The sequence below is a fragment of the Nocardiopsis sp. LDBS0036 genome (genome assembly GCF_041228755.1).
Taxonomy (GTDB): Bacteria; Actinomycetota; Actinomycetes; order Streptosporangiales; family Streptosporangiaceae; genus Nocardiopsis; species Nocardiopsis dassonvillei.
On sequence record NZ_CP141103.1, the window covers coordinates 5,662,701 to 5,680,837 of the forward strand.

Consider the following 18,137-nt stretch of genomic DNA (forward strand, 5'->3'; position numbering starts at 1 on the left):
GCTGCTCATCATCGGGCGCGGCGCCCCTCAGCGGCGGACGCCCCGGTACCTCATGCGGGTGCGCAGCGGCAGCGCCGAGACGTAGCGGTCCAGGCGGTCGGCGTAGCCGTCGGTGGTGATCTGCGCATAAGCGCTCCTGGCTGTCTCGCGGGTGTCCTTGTCACCGCTGACCAGCAAGGGGAACAGCAGGTCCCCGCGGCGCAGCGCCGATGCCGCGTCCTCGCGGACGCCGCTGTCGGGATGGGACAGCAGCCTGTGGAGCATGCGCATCGCCCGCCCCGGGTTGCGCGTGTCGGCGCCCAACGGCGGCAGCATGTCCAGGGCCGCCCGGAGGACGTCGGTCGGCGGACGGAGCCCGATCAGCCCCCGGACGGCCTGGAGGCCGTCGGGGCGGGCCGAGACCAGATTCGCCAGCCGCGCGTCCAGCTGTCCGCCGAACACCCCCGGCGAGCGAAGAGCCAGCCCGATCACCGAGGCCAGAAGCGGGGGGTGAGAACGCGGGTGGCGAGGTCGGGGTACGTGTCGGGTTCCGCCCGCTGGCCCCGCTCCATCTGCTCCAGGGCGTCGACGGCCCGCCAGCCGACGGACTTCTCCCCGTCGACCGCCAGAAAGAGCAGTATCTCGGTCCAGGCCGGGTCGGGATCGTGGCCGTCGGCCCGCCACACACGGAGCACGCCCTCGATCGAGGCCCACCGCACCTCGTGGAACGGGTCCCGGGCGGCTTCGAGGAGAACCGGCACCGGGACGTCGCCGTGCCCGGCCAGCAGCCTCATCAGGTTGGCGCGCCCCCGCGGGCTGGGCTCGGTGCGCCAGCGCGCTTGGGCGTGTTCGGGTGAGACGCCGTGGACCATGAGCGTGTCGATGAGGTCGTCGACCATCGTCCCGTTGGGCAGCATGCGGGCCAGGGCGTCCAGCAGGGGCTCCACCGCCTGGTCGTCGGGCGTCTGACGCAGAGCGGCCGCGGCGTAGGGGACGCAGGCGTCGTCGTCCAGCGCGGCGATGAGCACGGCGGTGGCGCGTTCGTCGCCGATCCGCGCCAGAGCTTGGAGCAGCCCCTGGCGCAGATCGAGGGACTCCCGGTCATACCTCGCGCGGTCGGGAACACCGTGGTGGTCACGGGGGCGGCGCGAGGACGCGAGCAGCGCCTGCAACCGCTCGATGAGCGCGGGAACGACGTGCGGGCTTCTCCGCTGGAGTTCGGCGATCGCCATGTCCCGGTGGCTGGGCCGGCCTTCGCGGGTCCGCCACAGTTCCAGGTCTTCGATCAGGCTGTCGACATCCTCGGTCATGTCGTCAGTACACCATGGGTCGTCGGGCCCTTCCACGGGGTGAGGAAGCCGGTGACCCCCGGTGGCGCTGCGCGGGGTCGAAGCCGGATCCTCAACCCCCGGGGATTCTGCCATCACCCCGCCATCGCGGGGGTCGCGAAACGACCGGAGGCGGCAGGGGACCGCGGGGGAGCCGACGGGGCCCTCTTCGGGCGTTATGCGCGGCTCGGGTTGGGTTTCGCTCCGCAAACCCCTACAGTTGGGGCGTTCGGGCCCTTGGCGCTGCGTCACCGGAGCGGCGATTTGTGCTATCCGCGCACTCCAGGCAGGCTGCGTCACATGGACGAAACGAACAAGAGCCTCGACGACCTGGTCCGCGACGAGCTGGGCGAGGAACCGTCGCAGGAGGCCAAGGACTACGCGCGCGAACTCTACGAGCGCTACCGACTGCCCGCGCCCGGCCAGGACGGCGGTGCGGCGGCGCCCCCGAGGGCCGGCGCCGAGGAGTAGGCGCGCTCTCCCGGACGCGGCGGCGTACCGGCGCGGCTCCGAGCGGCCCGTGCTCAGGGGCTCCGCTCCGCTTCGCTCCGTGTCCGGGGGAGTGGGCCCGCCCACGGCGCGGGCGGTGACCCGCGTACCGGGTCAGTCGGAGAGGACGGCCTCGTCGGCGTCCTCCGCCGAGGTGTCGCGGTCGCGGTCCCACACCAGCTCGAACCAGACCTTGCGCCCCATCCCGTCACCGCGGGGCTCGGTGCCCCACTTGCTGGAGAGCGCCTCGACCAGGTCCAGGCCCCGACCGTGCTCGGTGGTGTCGTAGGGGTCCCGGTGCTGGGGCTCGGGCGTCTCGGCCACGTTGCCCAGGTCCCGCACCTCCACCCGCGCCCATCCGGGCGCCAGGTGGACACAGACCTCGAACTTGCCGGTGGCCCGGCCCGAGGCGCTGTGCGTGATGGCGTTGGTGGCCAACTCGCTGGTGAGCAGCGTCGCCGTGGTCAGCTCCGGTGAGGCGACCAGCTGCCGGGCGACGAACCTCCTCGCGTAGGCGATCTGGCTCGGCAGGCCGGGGAAGCGCCGCCGCGCCGGTCTGGAGGCGGTCTCTGTGCTGTACGGGGTGCGCTCTTCCATGGAACTCGCCGGACGTTGAAAGGGACGGGACGAAGACACCGGGACCTGGAGTGCGTCCGGCTGAGGGGAGGCGGCCCCGGGGGTGGGGTCGTGGGTGTGAAGCGCGACGGGGGGACTGTGGGGTGCTGCGGTGTCACACATGAGGGTTCACTCCCCGAGGACGTGTGTTCGCGGCGGGCATGGCAACGGGAGTGCCGGGCCCTCGAAGGCGTCCGTGCCCGTGGAACGGGTCACGGCGCGGGGTGGTCACACGGGCCCGGACCCCCTGGGACAGGGAGGGGTGCGTCGGTGTGCCACGCGTCACGCGCAAGGGCGGCGACAGGAGGGAGGAGGGAAGCCGCGAGACTTCCTCCGAGGCGGTGGTGGGGCCTGGGAGCGGGCCGGGACGGTGGGTCATGTCGGGTGGCGGATGTGCCCTACGACACTGAAGGGCGTATTCGCGCTTAGCATACGCTCCGTGCCTCCCCGGAAACCCAGCTGACCTGGCTTGGCCAGGATAACCCCGGCTGAGCTGGAAAAAGGGCCCGTTCGGTCGGATCGCGGGGGTGGTCGGGAACGGATATGGGCCGTGTTTCGGAACTGGTGGGGCCTGTGAGCATGGATAACGATTAGGTCAAGCTCTCGGAAACTTTGTGCCTCCCACGGTCTTGCGCGCTTGTGTTCGACCGGTCAGGGTGTGGACATGCCCTCCCGCACGCCCCTGCCTCCCGGTCTCGGCATCGAGATCGACCGCGCGGCGCGCCTGGCCGACGAGGGGCACGTGCTCCTCGGCGGTAGCCCGCCGCGGGCGGTGCGCCTCGGCCCGGAGCGGGTCAGCGCGCTGATCCGCTGGCTGAGCCGGGCGGTGCCGCGGGACGCGGACGAGGGCCTGTTCGCACGCGGCCTCATCAGGGCGGGCCTCGCCCACCCCCGCCCCCTGCCCCTCGCCCCGGGGGACACGGTCGAGGTGGCCGTCGTCGGGCGGGCCGACTCCGCCGCGCTGCACGCCACCCTGGACCACCTCGACGAGCACGGCCACGGGACACGGACCGTGGTCGTGGGCGCCACCGGGCCCGAAGCCCGGGCGGCCCGCCGCCGGGGCGCCCGCGTCGTCCCCGGCCCGGCCGGGGGAGCCGGGGCCCGGGCGGCGGCGCTGCGCGCGTGCTCCGCCGAGTTCGTGGCCCTGGTCGAGGCGGGCACCCGTCCCGCCCCGGGGTGGCTGGAGACCGCGCTCGGCCACTTCGCCGACCCGGACGTGGCGGCCGTGGTGCCCCGGGTCCTGACCGACCGCTCCGCCTGCCTGGGCCACACGCGGATGACCGTGGCCTCCGTCGCCGCCCGCCGGACGGGCGCGGACCGGGGCGCCGACCCCGCCCCCGTCCTGCCCTGGGGGCACGCTCTGCCCTGGCAGGAGCGCCCGGGCCCCGCCAACGAGCACACCGACCCGCTGCGGCCGGTCCCCGTCCTGGTACTGCGCCGCGGTGCCGCCGGCCTCGACCCCGGCCTCGGCGCCGCCGCCGGGCTCGACCTGTTGTGGCGGCTCGCCGAACAGGGCTGGTCGGTGCGCTACGAGCCCCGTTCCAGGGTGTGGGCACCGCCGACCACCGACCTGGGCGCGTACCTGCGCGCCTGCTTCACCTCCGGGGCGGTCGCCGGTCCCCTGGCCCGCCGCCGGGGCGCGCACGCGGCCGGCCCCGCGCTGTCCTGGCCGGGTGCGGTCGGACTCGCGCTGTTGTTCGCGGGACGGCCCGGCGCCGCCCTGGCGGCCGGTGCGCTGGGCGGCGCGGCGGTGACGGGCGCCCTCGTGGCGGGAGCGGGCACCCCGCTGCCCGAGGCGGTGCGGCTGGCCGGGCTGGACCTCGCGCACACCGTGCGCACGGGCACGCGCGCGGTCCGCACGGCCTGGTGGCCGCTGGCCGCGGCGGCGGTGGGCGCGGCGGCGCTCGGACGGCGCGGCCGTGGGGCACCGGGCGTGTCCGGTCCGACCGCCTCGGGCCCGCTCGCGGGTCGAGGCCGGTCAGCGCGGCGAGGCGGTGCCGGGGGACGCGCGGGCCGCGTCGCCGCCCTGGCCGCGGGAGCGGCCCTGGTCGTGCCGCACGTGGCGGCCTGGCACCGGGGCAGGGGCGCCGCCCTGGCCGGTCCGGTGACCTGGACGGCCCTGGGGATGGCGGGCGACGCGGCGCGTTCCCTGGGCACCTGGTGGGGGATCGCGCGGTCGGGTTCGCCCGCGCCCCTGGTGCCCCGGCTCGTGCCCCTGGCCGCGACCGGCACGGTCCCGCCGGAGCGCACCGGCGGGACGCGTCGTGCGCGGGGGACCAAGGACGGCTCAACGGCTGCCGTGAGCCGGGCTTAACACCTCCGGGGCGGGGAGGGGCGACCCTTCCGGGCGGACCACGGGTGTTCTCCGAGCACTTCCGCGCCTTTCGTGAAACCGTCCTGTGGTGGTACCCGGACCCGGGGGAGGGGGGTTTCGACCATGCTGCGCTAGATTACCGTTGAGCGACGCTTCTGGGGTCGTATGTCCGAATGTCAGGCCGCCGGAGGCGTGCCCACGGGGCTTGCGGGGTGTGTTTCCCCAGCTCGCGCCAGTTGTCGATTACTGTACAGAGTTATTTCATTGCAGAACGTGTGAAACTTGACAAATCGACTGCAATCGGGTGCTCAATTGGGCACTGTTGTCTTTTCTTGATGCAGTGTTTACCGTCGAGTGTCTAGCTCATCGCAGACTCTTGACATTCCGGTCACGGAACGTGAACCGGGCGCAAGTGTGTTTCGGCAGTCACCGGGAGCAACCCCCGCCGGTGGCCGTGGGATCGCGAAGGCTTAACGACGCCATCCACCGATGGCATCGTCCTCCTGGTGCTTCGGACCCCCGGCCACGGGCGCCCCCAGTAACGACCGCGCACAACAGGACGAGTGCCGGGCTCGGCTGTGAGGTTCGGAGATGGTTTTGGGCAAGTTCCTGGCCAGGCGGCTGCTGAACTACGTCGTGCTGATCTTTCTCGCGACGAGTTTCGCCTACCTGCTCGCCGCGACGAACCTCTATCCGCGCGGCTACTTCGAGCAGATGCAGCCGCCGCCGACGCCGGAGGCGGTCAACGCCCAACTGGACGCGCTCAACCTCAACGACCAGGCGCCGCTCGCCGAGCGGTACGTCACCTGGCTCGGCGGTGTGGTCCAGGGCGACTTCGGCAAGACCATCCAGGGCGGCGACGTCACCGACCAGATGTGGATGAAGGCGGGCGTGACCCTGCGCCTGATCACCGTCGCCACCGTCCTCGGCAGCGTGATCGGCATCGCGGTGGGCGCCTACGCCGCCGTGCGCCAGTACCGGCGCTTCGACAAGGCGGCCACGGCGGCCTCCTTCTTCGTGCTGTCGGTGCCCACGGTCGTCATCGCGATCGTGGTCCAGGTGCTCGCCGTCACGATCAACGACGGACTGGGTTTCCAGCTGCTGCGCTACTCCGGTGAGTACGCGGCGGGCTTCGACGGAACGTGGTGGGAGCTGCTGCTCAACCGCGTCCACCACGCGATCCTGCCCACGATCGTGCTGGCCGTCGCGCTCTTCGCCTCGTTCGCGCGCTACCAGCGCAACATGATGCTGGACGTGCTCAACGCCGACTTCGTGCGCACCGCCATGGCCAAAGGGCTCACACGCCGGAAGGCGCTGTTCAAACACGCACTGCGCACCGCGCTGATCCCCACCATCACCTACTTCACCTTCACCTTCGGCGCCCTCGTGTCAGGGGCCACCTTCACCGAGAAGATCTACGGCTGGCACGGCATGGGCGCGTGGCTGATCGACTCCATCTTCCGCCACGACGTCCACGTGGTCGCGGCCGTCTCCTGGTTCATGGCGATCACGATCATGGCCGCCTCCTTCCTCTCGGACATCCTCTACGCCTGGCTGGACCCGAGGGTGCGGGTGTGACCGTGTCCCTCGCCACCGCCCGCAACGTTCCACCGCGCACGACCGCGCCAGTTCGGCTGGAGACCACGCCATGAGCACGATCGAGAAGAGCACGGGGCACGGCAAGGCGCCGACCATGCCCCCGGCGCCCAACCGGTTCAAGGACGTTGTACGCCAGCTCATGGGTACCCGGCGGGTCATCGTCGGTTTCGTCATGCTCGTGCTGCTGGCGGTCTTCGCCTTCGTCGGCCCTCACATCAGCGGCTGGGAGGTGGGTCAGCGTGACTTCGGGGCCACACTCGAGGCGCCTTCCGCCGAACACTGGATGGGGACCAACCGCACCGGCCAGGACATCTTCACCCAGGCCACCGCCGGCCTGCAGAAGTCGCTTCTCATCGGACTGCTGGTCGCCGTGGCCTCCACGTGTATGGCCGCCCTCGTCGGCGCATTCGCCGGTTACTTCGGCGGTGTGACGGACCGCGCCCTGATGTGGGTCGCCGACCTGGCCCTGGTTCTGCCCAACTTCGTCATCCTGGCGATCCTGTCCAGGCACTTCGTCGGCCAAGGCGGCTGGTTCGTCCTGGTCATCCTCCTGGCGGCGTTCAGCTGGATGGTCACCTCCAAAATGGTCCGTGGTCTGAGCATCTCCCTGCGCGAACGCGAGTACATCCACGCGGCGCGGTTCATGGGAGTGCCCCCGTACAAGATCATCCTGCGCCACATCCTGCCCAACATGTCGTCCCTGCTCATCGCGGACGCCACGATCACGGTCAGCACCGCCATCATCGGCGAGACCGCCCTGAGCTACTTCGGCCTGGGCGTGCAGTCGCCCGACATCAGCCTCGGCATGGTCATCGCCGAAGGGTCGTCCTTCTCCACCACCGCTCCGTGGATGTTCGCGTTCCCCACGGTCCTGTTGGTGCTGATGGTGCTCGCCGTCAACATGATCGGGGACGGGCTGCGCGACGCCCTCGACCCGCAGTCCAAGTCGCGCCGGTCCTAGGGGGAGGCACACATATGAGCACCGACACCGTCGCGACCACCGAAGCCGCCAGCGCGGCACCCCTCGGCGACACCCCGGTCCTGGAGGTCACCGACCTCACCGTCACCTTCGGCGGACTCAACGGCAACCCCGACGTGCGCGCCGTGCGCGGAGTCAGCTACTCCGTCCGCCGCGGCGAGGTCCTGGGCATCGTGGGCGAGTCCGGCTCCGGCAAGTCCGTCTCCTCGATGGCCGCCATGGGGCTGCTGCCCGACCACGCCCGGATCACCGGCTCCGTGCGCCTGCACGGCGAGGAGATCCTGGGCCTGGACGACCGCGCCATGGCCCGCAAGCGCGGCAAGGTCATCTCCATGGTCTTCCAGGACCCGCTGTCCGGGCTCACCCCCGTGTACACGGTCGGCGACCAGCTCGCCGAGGCCGTCCTGGTCCACGACCCCTCCACCCCCAAGGCCAGGGCCCGCGCCCGCGCGGTGGAGCTGCTCGAACTCGTCGGCATCCCCAACGCCGAGCAGCGCTACCGCTCCTTCCCGCACGAGTTCTCCGGCGGCATGCGCCAGCGCGTCATGATCGCCATGGCGATGGCCAACGACCCCGACGTCATCATCTGCGACGAGCCCACCACGGCCCTGGACGTCACCATCCAGGCGCAGATCCTCGACCTGCTGCGCACCGCCCGCGAGGAGACCGGCGCGGCCATCGTGATGATCACCCACGACCTCGGCGTCGTCGCCGGTTTCGTCGACCGGGTCCTGGTCATGTACGCGGGCCGCCCGGTGGAGACCGGCCGCGTGGACGACATCTACTACCGCAGCAGGATGCCCTACACCATGGGCCTGCTCGGCGCCGTCCCCCGCATGGACCTGGAGCACCAGGGCGCCCTCGTCCCCATCAAGGGCACCCCGCCGTCGCTGTCGGACCTGCCGCCCGGATGCCCCTTCGCGCCGCGCTGCCCCCTGGCCCGGCCCGAGTGCGACGCGGCCGAGCCCGAACTCCTCACGATCGGCGCCCAGCCCTCGGGCGGGCGGATCCGTGCGGGCGGGGCCGCGGCGCGACCCGACGCGGGGGAGGCCGACGCCCAGCGGGTGGCGTGCGTCCGCTCCGGGGAGATCACCGACCGGGGGTGGACCGCCCAGGACATCTACCCGGTGCCGGAGATCCCCGACTCCCCGGCCTCCGCGGTGGACCGCGCGGACCGCGCGGAGATGCTGCGGGTGCGGGACCTGGTCAAGCACCACCCGCTCACCAAGGGCGCGGTGTTCAAACGCCGGGTCGGCTCGGTGTACGCGGTCGACGGCATCGACTTCGACATCCGCGAGGGGGAGACCCTCGCCCTGGTCGGCGAGTCCGGCTGCGGCAAGTCCTCCACCCTCATGGAGATCATGGACCTGGCCAGGCCCCAGCGCGGCTCCATCTCCGTCATGGGCCGCGACGTCGCCACCCTGGGCCGGGCCGACCGGTTCGCGCTGCGCCGGGACATGCAGATCGTCTTCCAGGACCCGATGAGCTCGCTCGACCCGCGCATGACGGTGTTCGACATCATCGCCGAGCCCCTGCGCACCCACGGCAGGAGCGTGGACGAGGTCACCCGCCGGGTGTACGAGCTGATCGACCTGGTGGGCCTCAACACCGAGCACGTCACCCGCTTCCCCGCCGAGTTCTCCGGCGGCCAGCGCCAGCGCATCGGCATCGCCCGGGCCCTGGCCCTGGAGCCCCGGCTGCTGGTGCTGGACGAGCCGGTCTCGGCCCTGGACGTGTCCATCCAGGCGGGCGTGGTCAACCTCCTCCAGGAGCTCCAGGCCCGGCTGGGCCTGTCCTACCTGTTCGTGGCGCACGACCTGTCCGTGGTCCGGCACATCGCCGACCGCGTCGCGGTCATGTACCTGGGCCGGATCGTGGAGATCGGCGACACCCGCTCGGTCTACTCCAGACCCTCCCACCCCTACACCCAGGCGCTGCTGTCCGCCATCCCGATCCCCGACCCGGAGAAGGAGCGCGCGCGCACGCACATCGTCCTGGACGGCGACCTGCCCAGCCCCGCCAACCCCCCCTCGGGATGCCGGTTCCGGACCAGGTGCCAGAAGTTCGCCCTGCTCCCCGAGGCCGACCGGGAGCAGTGCAGGACCGTCGAGCCCCAGGTCCTCGCCGTGAACGACGGTGACCAGGCGGCAGCCTGCCACTTCGCGGAGCGCTAGGAGGTCGTCCGACCCCCGACGACCGGCTCGTCACGGCCAGCGCCACACCGTGCGCTGGCCGCATCACCCCAGAGAGGAAATCCCCATGCGAATCGGGAAGGTGCGCTACCTCGCCCCGGTCGCGGCGCTGGTTCTCGTGGCCAGCGCCTGCGGCGGAGGCGACGACCGGGAAGACGCCCAGGAGCAGGTGGCTTCCCTCGCCGCCGAGGACCTGAACCCCGCGCCCCGCGAGGAGTTGCGAGAGGGCGGCAGCTTCGTGTGGGCCATCAGCGCCTACGACCAGCAGCACAACATGTGGCACACCCAGGGCAACATGGCCAACGTGCGCCGCGTGGCCGCCGCGGTGCTGCCCAACCCGACCCGGTACGACGTTGAGGGGCTCCCCTCCCCCAACGAGGACTTCGTCCTCGACTTCGGGGTCAGCGATGACGGGATCGAGGTCTTCTACGAGCTCAACCCCGACGCGGTGTGGTCCGACGGCAAGCCCATCACGTCCGAGGACTACGAGGCCCAGGTCGAGACCGTCAGCGGTTCGCGCGAGGGCGACTGGGAGCTCGGTGGCACCGACGGGTACGACCAGATCGCCGAGTTCGTCCCCGGAGACGATGAGTACTCCTTCACCCTGAGGTTCGACGCGCCCTTCGCTGAGTGGCCGTCCCTGTTCTCCCCGCTGTACCCCAAGGAGTACATGGAGGACGAGGAGCTCTTCAAGGAGGGCTACGTCAAGGACTACCCCGTCACCGCGGGGCCCTTCGGGAACGTGGAGTTCGACGACGTCACCGAACGCATCACGATCACGAGGAACGAGGACTGGTGGGGCACCGAGCCGCTGCTGGACGAGATCGTCTTCGACGCCATGGGCACCGATGCCATGGCTGGCGCCTTCAACAACGGTGAGATCGACGGCTTCTACCTCGGTTACGACGCGGCCGGCTACGAGTTGCTCAGAGACCGCGAGGGCGCCTACTTCACCAGGGCCGTCAACCACGCCTACCGGTTCGCCTCGCTCAACGGCGCGAGCCCGAACCTGGAGGACGTTCGCGTCCGTCACGCGATCTCGCTGGGCCTGGACACCGACGCCCTCGCCGAGATCGCCCTGGGCGCGGTCGACTGGCCGATCACCGGTGAGACCAACCGCCTGCTCCGCTCCAGCCAGAACGGCTACCAGGACAACAGCGAGGGATACGGGGAGTACGACCCCGAGCGCGCGGGCGAGCTGCTCGACGAGGCGGGGTGGATCCTGGAGGAAGGCGCCGAGTTCCGCACGAACGCCGAGGGCGAGACGCTGTCCTTGGACTGGGTGGCCTCGGACGACATGGCCATCGCCCAGGACGAGGCTGAGATCGGCCGCGACATGCTCGCTGAGATCGGTGTCGAGGTCAAGGTCCAACAGGTGCCGAACAACGCCCTGTTCTCCGAGTACGTCATCCCCGGAAACTACGAGGTCGCCACGTACGTTCTCGCCGGTTCCCACCCCTACGCGGGTGACGCCCAGGAGAACTACGGTATGCCGGACCAGGACGGGGAGTGGGGTAACAACCTCACGCGCATCTCGACCGAGGAGATCGACCGGAAGTTCGGTGAGATGCGTTCCGAGACGGACCCGGACCGCTATGCCGAGCTCGCCAACGAGATCGACCGCCTGTTGTGGGAGGAGGTCGCGACCATTCCCTTCTTCGAGCGTCCCGGCCTCTACGTCATGAATGAGGACCTGCACAACTGGGGGGAGTTCGGTCTGGCCTCCGAATACGTCTACGAGGACATCGGCTGGGCCGCCGAGTAGCCCCGTGACGTCACCGCCCGCCGCGTGAGCGGGAGTGCCAGGGCGCCGGTCCCCCTGCGGGACCGGCGCCCTTCGCCGTGTACCGCCCGGGCCGTCGCGCTTCCCGAGCGGCTCGGCGTCGTGAGCGCCGTTCGCCCGCGGCTCAGGGCCGTGCGGGGCCGTGCGCCACCTCCCAGGCCGTCCGGGGCCGACCCGGCCGCGCGGCCCCCGTGCGGTGTGTCATCCCCCACACACCGCGCGTGCACCGCTCCGGGGCGGGGGTTGGGGTTGGGGCCGCGGACCCGGCTGTGGCAAGGTCTAGGCATCGTTTCCGGCCCGCCCCGCCCGTCCGCCCGGGCAGGCGGACGATCGGGAACACCGGGGTCGTCCGCCGGGAGGCCCGTGCTCCCCCGTGGCCGTGCGGTACCGCCACGGGTCCACGCCGCCGCCCGGCAGCGCCCCAGCCCCCACACCCCCTGTCCCGCTGCGTTGGAAAGCCCTTGATGAGACCTCACCCGATCGCCGCCGCGGCCGCGGCGGCGCTGCTGTGCGCTGCCCTCACCTCGTGTTCCCCGGAAGGGGAGGAGGCCGCGACACAGCCGCAGACCGGTGCCGCCGCCGAACCGGACACGGAGGCCGACGAGTCCGGGTCCCCGGCGGAGCAGACCCCGGACGAGACTCCGTCGGAGACACCGGAGGGGGAGCGGGGCGGGCCGGTCGGCTGGGCGGGCGAGCCGCTGGAGCGCGACGGTGAGGAGTACCCCGGCGCGGTCGGCGGGGCGGAGGGGGAGACCGTCACCGCCTCCGACGCCGGGGAGCTGGCCGACCACCTGTCCGCCGAGGAGCCGCTCACCGTCGAGGTCACCGGAGCGATCGACCTGGACGGGACGGTGGAGGTCGGCTCGGACAAGACCCTGGTGGGTGTCGAGGGCGGCGCCGAGCTCACCGGCGGGCGGCTGGTGGTCGACGGAGCCAGCAACGTCATCCTGTCCAACCTGCGGGTGGAGGCCGACGGGACCGCGCTGTCCGTGCGCGGTGGCGCCCACCACGTGTGGGTGGACGGCTCCACGTTCTCCGGCGGCGGGGACGCCCCCCTCGTCTCGGTGACCGGCGGCGCCGACCACGTCACCCTGTCCTGGAACCACTTCGCCGACGCCGAGTCGGCGCTCGCCGTCGGCGGCGGGGAGGAGGAGCCGGGGGCGCTGCGGGTCACCGTGCACCACAACTACTTCGACGGGACGGCGGGACGCCACCCCAGGGCGCGGTTCGCCGAGCACGTGCACGTGTTCAACAACTACTTCCGGGCCAACGAGGAGTACGGGGTGGAGTCGGCCGACGACTCCAACGTCCTGGTGGAGGGCAACTACTTCGAGGGCACCCGGCTCTCGGTGGCCACCTCGGAGGAGGAGCCCGGCAACGTGGTCACCCGCGACAACCTGCTCGTGGACTCCGCGCAGCCCGACCTGCTCGGCGAGGTGGCCGACCCTCCCTACGCCTACGAGATGGACGACACCGCCCGCGTCCCCGACGTGGTCTCGGCGGAGGCCGGGGTCAGCTGAACGAGTGGTACTCGTAGCTCTCCCCTACACCGCTCTCGGTGCGGTAGTCCAGCCTGCGGGGGTACCCCTGTTCGTCGATCCACAGCTCGAACTCGGCGTCCCTGACGGTGGTGAGGGTGTTGCGCCCGCTCTCGGGGTCGTAGCCGCCCAGCATCGCCGTGAACGTGCCCGTGTAGTGGTAGGCGCTGTGCGTGCTGTGCAGCTCCGGCCACTCCAGGCTCACCTCCTCCCGTCCCTCCAGCGCGAGGTCGGTGGAGGTGGCGAGCACCTCGCGCAGCTTGACCGACCCGTACGCGCGTGAGCACAGGTACCGGTCGGCGTGGCTGGGCGGGTCCAGCAGTTCCAGGCCCCGGTCGGCGGTCATCATGAGCTGGCCGCCGCCCACGTCGTAGCGGTACACGCTCAACCCGCCCGTGGTGGAGAAGTAGTGGTCGAACTCCGGCTCGGCCCCCGCGTCGTACATGGCCTGCCCGCGGCCCGAGGTGATGGGGTCGGCGGCGGTCGTGGGATGGGACGCGGGCGGCCCGGGAAGGGCGTCGGCCGATCCGGCGCCGGGATCCGGTGCGTCCCGCGGGTCGCTCTCCCCGTCGTGCACGGTGAAGGTGAGGTGGAAGGCCGAGGAGTCCTCCACGAGTTCGACGGCGGCCTCCAGGTAGGCCTCGGCGTCCTCGGGGTCGGCCGCGGTACGGGCGGAGCCGCTGCGCGGCGGACGGGACTCCGGGCCCTCCGCGACGTCCAGCGGGGGAAGGGGGTCGCCCACGACGAGCCGGGCCACAGCCCATCCGCTGGCGACCACGGCCAGGCAGACCAGCACCATGAGGAGGGAGACGAGCCAGTTGGGCCGCCCTCCAGGGGAGGAGGGCTGCTCGTCGGGGTCGGAGGGGTGCGGCATCGACGGAATCGACACGGCCTGGGCCTCGTTTCTGCGGATCTTCGCGCGACCGCCGGGGGACGCGGGGGGTTTGCTGATCGTTCTCGTCTGGCACCGGAGGGTGACGGTTGCTACGACGCGGTGACGCAGTGTTCCGTTCGATGGTCCCACGCATGTGATCGCCTCCGACATCCACGAAAGTGAGCACCCAGTCGCGGTGGGGTGACTCCAGGAACGGTGCGAGGAAGCCGAAGGTGTCGGTCCGCGACAGCCGCCGCAGGGTCTCCTCGGCGGCGTGCTCCCACAGCAGCCGGACCGCGGTCCGGGCCGCGGCGGAGGCGGCGAAGGTCGGACTGCGGAAGAGTTCGTGCAGATCCTCGCCCTCCAACCGCAGGACGGTGGCCTCCAGCACCCGTGCGTCCAGCAGGCCCAGGAGGGACAGCGCGCAGTCCGTCCGGGCCACCGGATCGGGGAGGGCTCCGGCCCGCGCGCAGCGCAGGACCGCCTCCGCGGCGGCGGCGGAATCCAGCCTCCAGTCCCCGTCCGGTGCGGGTTCGTGGCCGGTTGCGGCCGTGCCGTCACCGATGCCGGTCCCGTCCTCGGGGCGGGAACCGGACGCGTCGCCCAGCGCCCGGTGCACGGCTCCCCGCAGCTCCGAGGGGAGCCGTCCCAGCGCGCCGTGCGCGGCGGCCGCGACGAGCAGGGACAGCACGACCAGCAACAGGGCGGCGTACTCCAGCAGGGTGTTGCCCCGGTCCACGTGTCCACCTCCTGTCGCTTCGTGCCTGCCCACGGTCCGGACCCGTGTCGAGGGAGCCGTCGGGGCTGGTACGCGCCCCGTGCCGTTCGTGGTCCGGGCTGTGCGTGCGCTGTTCCGTACGTGTTCTGGGCCGTACGTGTTCTGTTGTGCGCGCCCTGTGCGGTGCCGAGAACCGGGCTGTGCGCGTCCTGTGCGGCGGCCCCGGCACCCGGCGGGCCTCCGTCGGGGGAACCGGCCCCGGAGACCCTCTAGGGCCGCCGGGGTGTGAAGAGCTGGGGCGGCTCCCTCTCGTAGGCGCGCACGCGGTCGCGGATGAGCTCCAGGTGCTCGGGAGGGCACGACCAGCCCTGGCGGACGAGCGTGTGCAGGATGCGGCGCAGCAGCCGTCCCGGACGCAACTGGAGGTCGTACACGCTCGCCGAGACCACCTCCCAGTCCTGCGCCCGCATCGCCGCGTACCGGACCCGGTCGCTCGCCCCGGCCACCGTCGAGGAGTGGAAATCCAGGCTGTCGTACTCCAGCGCCACACGTTGGCCGGGCCAGCCGAGGTCGGCGTGGAACACGCCCTCGTCGGTGGGGACCGGGCACCGCGGGACGGGAGGAGGCAGGAGCGCCTCCAGGACCAGCACACGCGTCCACGACTCGGCGGGCGACTGGCTCAGCGCGGAGGAGTAGCGCAGGGCGGTGCGCAGCTGCCTCAACTGCCGCTGGGACCGGGCCCGCTGGGCGGCACGGAGCAGGTCGCCCTTGGCGACCAGCCCCCGGGAGAGGAAGGCGTCGAGGCGGGCCGTGGCCATGAAGACCGAGGGCGCGCGGGCGGCGACGTCGACGGCCGCGCGCACCGCGCTGGTGACGCGCACGCCCTCCACCACGTCGCGGTCCGCGGCGGGCACGTGCTCCCGGTGGGCGACCACCGGCATGCCGCTGGTGCGTACGCCCCGGGGGACCGCCACGTGCGGGCGGGTGCGTGTGGCGCGGGTGCCCGCCGGGTGCAGGTCCACGCCCCAGACGTAGGAGGCGGTGATGTCGCAGACCACCGCGTCGGGGGAGATCGGACCGACGATCGGCGCGAGCGTGCGCAGGAGGAGGGAACGGTCGGGAAGGGTGTGCTCACGGACTGTCATACCCTCCAGGTTCGGGGGCGGGCACCGCCCCGGCAAGCCCCTTCCGCCGCCTGTGGACAACTCCCGGGACCCCCGCGCGGGGTCCGGTCACTGCATCAAACCGACGCCCGCCGCCAGGTGGATGTGGTCGATGTGGTTCTGGGTGTTGCTGCCCCTGTCGTCCATGGCGCGGCTCACGCTCGCCCAGGGGCCCACCGGGTCCGGGTTCCCGCCGGTCGCGTTCCAGATGCGCTGCTCGTAGATGATGCCCTTGACCCCGAGCTGGTGGGAGTTCTGGATCACCCAGTCGATCACGGTGATGGCGTTGGCGTGCATCTGCGGGGTGGGGACGCCGCCCAGTTCCGCCATCATGTAGTCCACCGCCTCGCCGCTGTCGTGGTCGCTGCCAGGTTCGTTGCGCCGGCCGCCCGCGGAGAGGAAGAAGCCCGGGAACTCCTGCTGGAGGCGCTGGTGCGCCGCGCACATGATGGGGTGCAGTGACCCCAGCGAGTCGCAGTCCACGGCGGGCCCGCCCCCTCCGACGAAGTTGGGGTTGAAGCTGTAACGGCCCTCCTGGTCGACCAGGTGCACGTCGATCAGCCGTTTGGCGGAGGCGAGGTCGTCGACGGTGCCGCCGTCGCAGACCAGCTCGCCCCCGTCGCGCCCGCACTGGTGGGGGATGCGGACGATGGCGATGGCCGAGGCGTTGCCGACCACGGTGTTGGTCTCCTCCTCGCTGCCGTCGCAGACCACGTCGTTCCAGTGCCGGGACCCGTCCTCCTCCAGTTCGCGCTGGCACACGGCGCCGCGCACCTCCACCCGCACGATGTTCCCGCTGCGTCCCATGACGTTGTCGCTGGCGCGGATGTCGGTGAGGACCGCCCCGTTGCTGCGCGCGTACTCCTCGGCGCGCGCCTCGGCGGCCTCCTCGTCGAACCAGGGCATGGGGTACGCGCCGTCGACGATGTCCTGCGCTGCCCGGTCCTGGAGGGCGCCCACCGCCGCCAGCGCGGCGGCGTCGGCCGCGGTCTGGGTCCGCGAGCGCTGGTCGTTGGCGGCGCCCACCCGTACGAACAGCAGGGTCAGCGAGAGCAGGGCCAGGGTGAGCCCGAACAGGAGCAGGACGTTGGCCTGTCCGTCGTCGCCTCTGCCCGGGGCGCGCCGCCGGGACGGAGGGGCGGTGTGGGGGAGGATCCGTCGCAGTCCCATGCCTTTTCCATCAGGGGAGGGGGTGCTCCCGGGAGGAGGGGAGCGGAGGAAGGGGGGAGGGCCGATCCGCGTCGCGCGTGGTGAGCACGCGAACACGCCCGGACAACGTCCCGACCAGCGCAGCTTATCCGGGCATGTCGGGAAGCGGTAGGGCCTGTGGACGACCGCGGCCGCTTGCGGGACCGGTGTGACGGGTGTTCGCCCTGTTGGGACGCGAGATGGCGGAGCGGCGATCGGGGGCCCACGCGCAACGGGTCCCGGGGCCGCGCGACTTCGTAGGAATTGTCCGGCGGTTTTCTGGCGAGTGTGGGGCCCATGACGGGTTCCGCACAGGGAGGATGGACCCTGTCCGACGCGTGTCGAGTCGTGGTGCGTGGTCGGATTCGCACCCATTCCACCGCAGAAGAAGCGAAGGCGAGGACATGAGCGCCCGTAAAGCGATGACCCCCGTCGAACAGGACGAGCTCCTCCGCAGGATCGGGACGGACCTGCTCCGGGCGGCCCCCGACGACTGGGTCAAGCTCCGGCTCGTGTACTCCGGACTGGGCGCCTGCGAGACGGCCCTCTTCGAGGTGATGTTCGAGGGCGGGCGCAGCAGCGGCTGGGTTCCTCCGCTGTCCACCCTGGAGCGGCTGCGGGAGATCCGCACGGGGATGTACGCCGAGGGGACGGGTACCTGGTACACCGCCTACTACGAGATCGACCGGCCCGCGAGCTACCGCGTCCGCTACGACTACGAGAACGAGCCGCACTTCGACGAACCGCGGGAGGACGCCAGCTACCTGCTCGACCTGGAGCACTTCCCCCGCGACGACGAGCACGTCCCCGCCTGGCTGCGGGACCGGCTGGAGGGAGACCGCGTACCCGAGACGCAGGACGGCGGGTCTCCCTGGAGCCTGCTCATCGCCTCGCGTCCCGAGTCGCGGGCACGGATGTCCCCGGGGGACATGACCCCCGAGGAGATGATGGACACCGTCCAGGAGATCGTGGACCGCACCCTCGACGCCGTCCACGGCCCCTGGACGGAGGTGGTCGTCGACTACCGGGGCCTGTTCGGGATCTCCTCGTCACGGGTGAGCGTGCGCAGACCCGACGGCGGCACGGAGTGGGACCTGCTCCTCCCCGAGGTCGGACGGCTGCTGGACCGGCTGCGCACCGGCATGTACCAGCCGGGCAAGGGCACGTGGTTCACCGCCCGCTTCACGGTGCAGGAGTCGCGGGAGATCGGGGCGCACTTCGACCACGACGCCCCGCCCGAGTTCGACGTCGAACCCGACCCCCGCAACTTCCACCAGGACATCCAGCACTTCCCCCGCGGCGCCGACCACCTGCCCGACTGGCTGCTGGACCGGCTCAGCCTGGCCCAGCGCATGATCCGCACCGGGCAGGCCTGAGG

The 18,137-nt window shown here is 71.8% G+C and carries 14 protein-coding genes; 8 read left to right on the top strand and 6 right to left on the bottom strand.

Annotated features, from left to right (window positions below):
- Positions 1-27: 27 nt before the first annotated feature.
- Positions 28-471 (bottom strand): hypothetical protein, encoded by a 444-nt coding sequence (locus tag UIS43_RS24205; RefSeq protein ID WP_232832977.1) that lies wholly within the window; start codon positions 469-471, stop codon positions 28-30.
- The gene (locus UIS43_RS24210) at positions 468-1,289 is read right to left on the bottom strand and encodes a HEAT repeat domain-containing protein (RefSeq protein ID WP_370011798.1); all 822 of its coding nucleotides are present in this window, start codon (positions 1,287-1,289) and stop codon (positions 468-470) included. The genes UIS43_RS24205 and UIS43_RS24210 overlap by 4 nt, the downstream gene beginning before the upstream one ends.
- 318 nt (positions 1,290-1,607) lie before the next feature.
- Here UIS43_RS24210 and UIS43_RS24215 point away from each other — a divergent pair, with 318 nt between their 5' ends.
- A complete protein-coding gene (locus tag UIS43_RS24215; protein ID WP_013151584.1) occupies positions 1,608-1,778 on the top strand; it encodes a hypothetical protein in 171 nt (56 codons plus the stop codon).
- Between the two features lie 132 nt (positions 1,779-1,910).
- On the opposite strand, the gene UIS43_RS24220 is transcribed toward UIS43_RS24215, so the two are convergent.
- Positions 1,911-2,393 (bottom strand): ATP-binding protein, encoded by a 483-nt coding sequence (locus UIS43_RS24220; RefSeq protein ID WP_071621452.1) that lies wholly within the window; start codon positions 2,391-2,393, stop codon positions 1,911-1,913.
- A 682-nt stretch (positions 2,394-3,075) separates the two neighbouring features.
- Here UIS43_RS24220 and UIS43_RS24225 point away from each other — a divergent pair.
- The 6 genes from UIS43_RS24225 to UIS43_RS24250 all read left to right on the top strand — a co-directional run bounded on the left by UIS43_RS24225 (position 3,076) and on the right by UIS43_RS24250 (position 12,798).
- Complete coding sequence (locus UIS43_RS24225; RefSeq protein WP_071621453.1) at positions 3,076-4,725, top strand: glycosyltransferase; 1,650 nt, start codon at positions 3,076-3,078, stop codon at positions 4,723-4,725.
- 597 nt (positions 4,726-5,322) lie between these two features.
- Positions 5,323-6,303, top strand: coding sequence for an ABC transporter permease (locus tag UIS43_RS24230; RefSeq protein WP_041552264.1), 981 nt, complete (start codon positions 5,323-5,325; stop codon positions 6,301-6,303).
- 70 nt (positions 6,304-6,373) lie between these two features.
- A complete protein-coding gene (locus UIS43_RS24235; RefSeq protein ID WP_013151588.1) occupies positions 6,374-7,285 on the top strand; it encodes an ABC transporter permease in 912 nt (303 codons plus the stop codon).
- 14 nt (positions 7,286-7,299) lie between these two features.
- Positions 7,300-9,477 carry an ABC transporter ATP-binding protein gene (locus UIS43_RS24240; RefSeq protein ID WP_013151589.1) on the top strand — a complete coding sequence of 726 codons (2,178 nt, stop codon included), beginning with the start codon at positions 7,300-7,302 and terminating at the stop codon, positions 9,475-9,477.
- Between the two features lie 85 nt (positions 9,478-9,562).
- Positions 9,563-11,260: an ABC transporter family substrate-binding protein gene (locus UIS43_RS24245; RefSeq protein WP_013151590.1), complete on the top strand. Its 1,698-nt coding sequence runs from the start codon at positions 9,563-9,565 to the stop codon at positions 11,258-11,260.
- Between the two features lie 482 nt (positions 11,261-11,742).
- Positions 11,743-12,798: a polysaccharide lyase family 1 protein gene (locus UIS43_RS24250; RefSeq protein WP_013151591.1), complete on the top strand. Its 1,056-nt coding sequence runs from the start codon at positions 11,743-11,745 to the stop codon at positions 12,796-12,798.
- Here UIS43_RS24250 and UIS43_RS24255 read toward each other — a convergent pair.
- The 3 genes from UIS43_RS24255 to UIS43_RS24265 form a co-directional block, all read right to left on the bottom strand.
- Complete coding sequence (locus UIS43_RS24255; RefSeq protein WP_117197724.1) at positions 12,791-13,690, bottom strand: hypothetical protein; 900 nt, start codon at positions 13,688-13,690, stop codon at positions 12,791-12,793. The genes UIS43_RS24250 and UIS43_RS24255 overlap by 8 nt on opposite strands.
- Before the next feature lie 987 nt (positions 13,691-14,677).
- Positions 14,678-15,553, bottom strand: a complete 876-nt coding sequence (locus UIS43_RS24260; RefSeq protein ID WP_117197725.1) for a hypothetical protein — start codon at positions 15,551-15,553, stop codon at positions 14,678-14,680.
- An 87-nt stretch (positions 15,554-15,640) separates the two neighbouring features.
- A complete protein-coding gene (locus UIS43_RS24265) occupies positions 15,641-16,741 on the bottom strand; it encodes a pilus assembly protein TadG-related protein (RefSeq protein ID WP_013151594.1) in 1,101 nt (366 codons plus the stop codon).
- Between the two features lie 422 nt (positions 16,742-17,163).
- On the opposite strand from UIS43_RS24265, the gene UIS43_RS24270 reads away from it, so the two are divergent.
- Complete coding sequence (locus UIS43_RS24270; protein WP_013151595.1) at positions 17,164-18,135, top strand: hypothetical protein; 972 nt, start codon at positions 17,164-17,166, stop codon at positions 18,133-18,135.
- Positions 18,136-18,137 lie beyond the last annotated feature (2 nt).

Excerpts from the sequence above, each read along its gene's own strand:
- UIS43_RS24210 (WP_370011798.1), bottom strand. The coding sequence starts at position 1,289 with ATGACCGAGGATGTCGACAGCCTGATCGAAGACCTGGAACTGTGGCGG.
- UIS43_RS24215 (WP_013151584.1), top strand. The coding sequence starts at position 1,608 with ATGGACGAAACGAACAAGAGCCTCGACGACCTGGTCCGCGACGAGCTG.
- UIS43_RS24220 (WP_071621452.1), bottom strand. The coding sequence starts at position 2,393 with ATGGAAGAGCGCACCCCGTACAGCACAGAGACCGCCTCCAGACCGGCG.
- UIS43_RS24225 (WP_071621453.1), top strand. The coding sequence starts at position 3,076 with ATGCCCTCCCGCACGCCCCTGCCTCCCGGTCTCGGCATCGAGATCGAC.
- UIS43_RS24235 (WP_013151588.1), top strand. The coding sequence starts at position 6,374 with ATGAGCACGATCGAGAAGAGCACGGGGCACGGCAAGGCGCCGACCATG.
- UIS43_RS24240 (WP_013151589.1), top strand. The coding sequence starts at position 7,300 with ATGAGCACCGACACCGTCGCGACCACCGAAGCCGCCAGCGCGGCACCC.
- UIS43_RS24245 (WP_013151590.1), top strand. The coding sequence starts at position 9,563 with ATGCGAATCGGGAAGGTGCGCTACCTCGCCCCGGTCGCGGCGCTGGTT.
- UIS43_RS24250 (WP_013151591.1), top strand. The coding sequence starts at position 11,743 with ATGAGACCTCACCCGATCGCCGCCGCGGCCGCGGCGGCGCTGCTGTGC.
- UIS43_RS24255 (WP_117197724.1), bottom strand. The coding sequence starts at position 13,690 with ATGCCGCACCCCTCCGACCCCGACGAGCAGCCCTCCTCCCCTGGAGGG.
- UIS43_RS24260 (WP_117197725.1), bottom strand. The coding sequence starts at position 15,553 with ATGACAGTCCGTGAGCACACCCTTCCCGACCGTTCCCTCCTCCTGCGC.
- UIS43_RS24265 (WP_013151594.1), bottom strand. The coding sequence starts at position 16,741 with ATGGGACTGCGACGGATCCTCCCCCACACCGCCCCTCCGTCCCGGCGG.
- UIS43_RS24270 (WP_013151595.1), top strand. The coding sequence starts at position 17,164 with ATGAGCGCCCGTAAAGCGATGACCCCCGTCGAACAGGACGAGCTCCTC.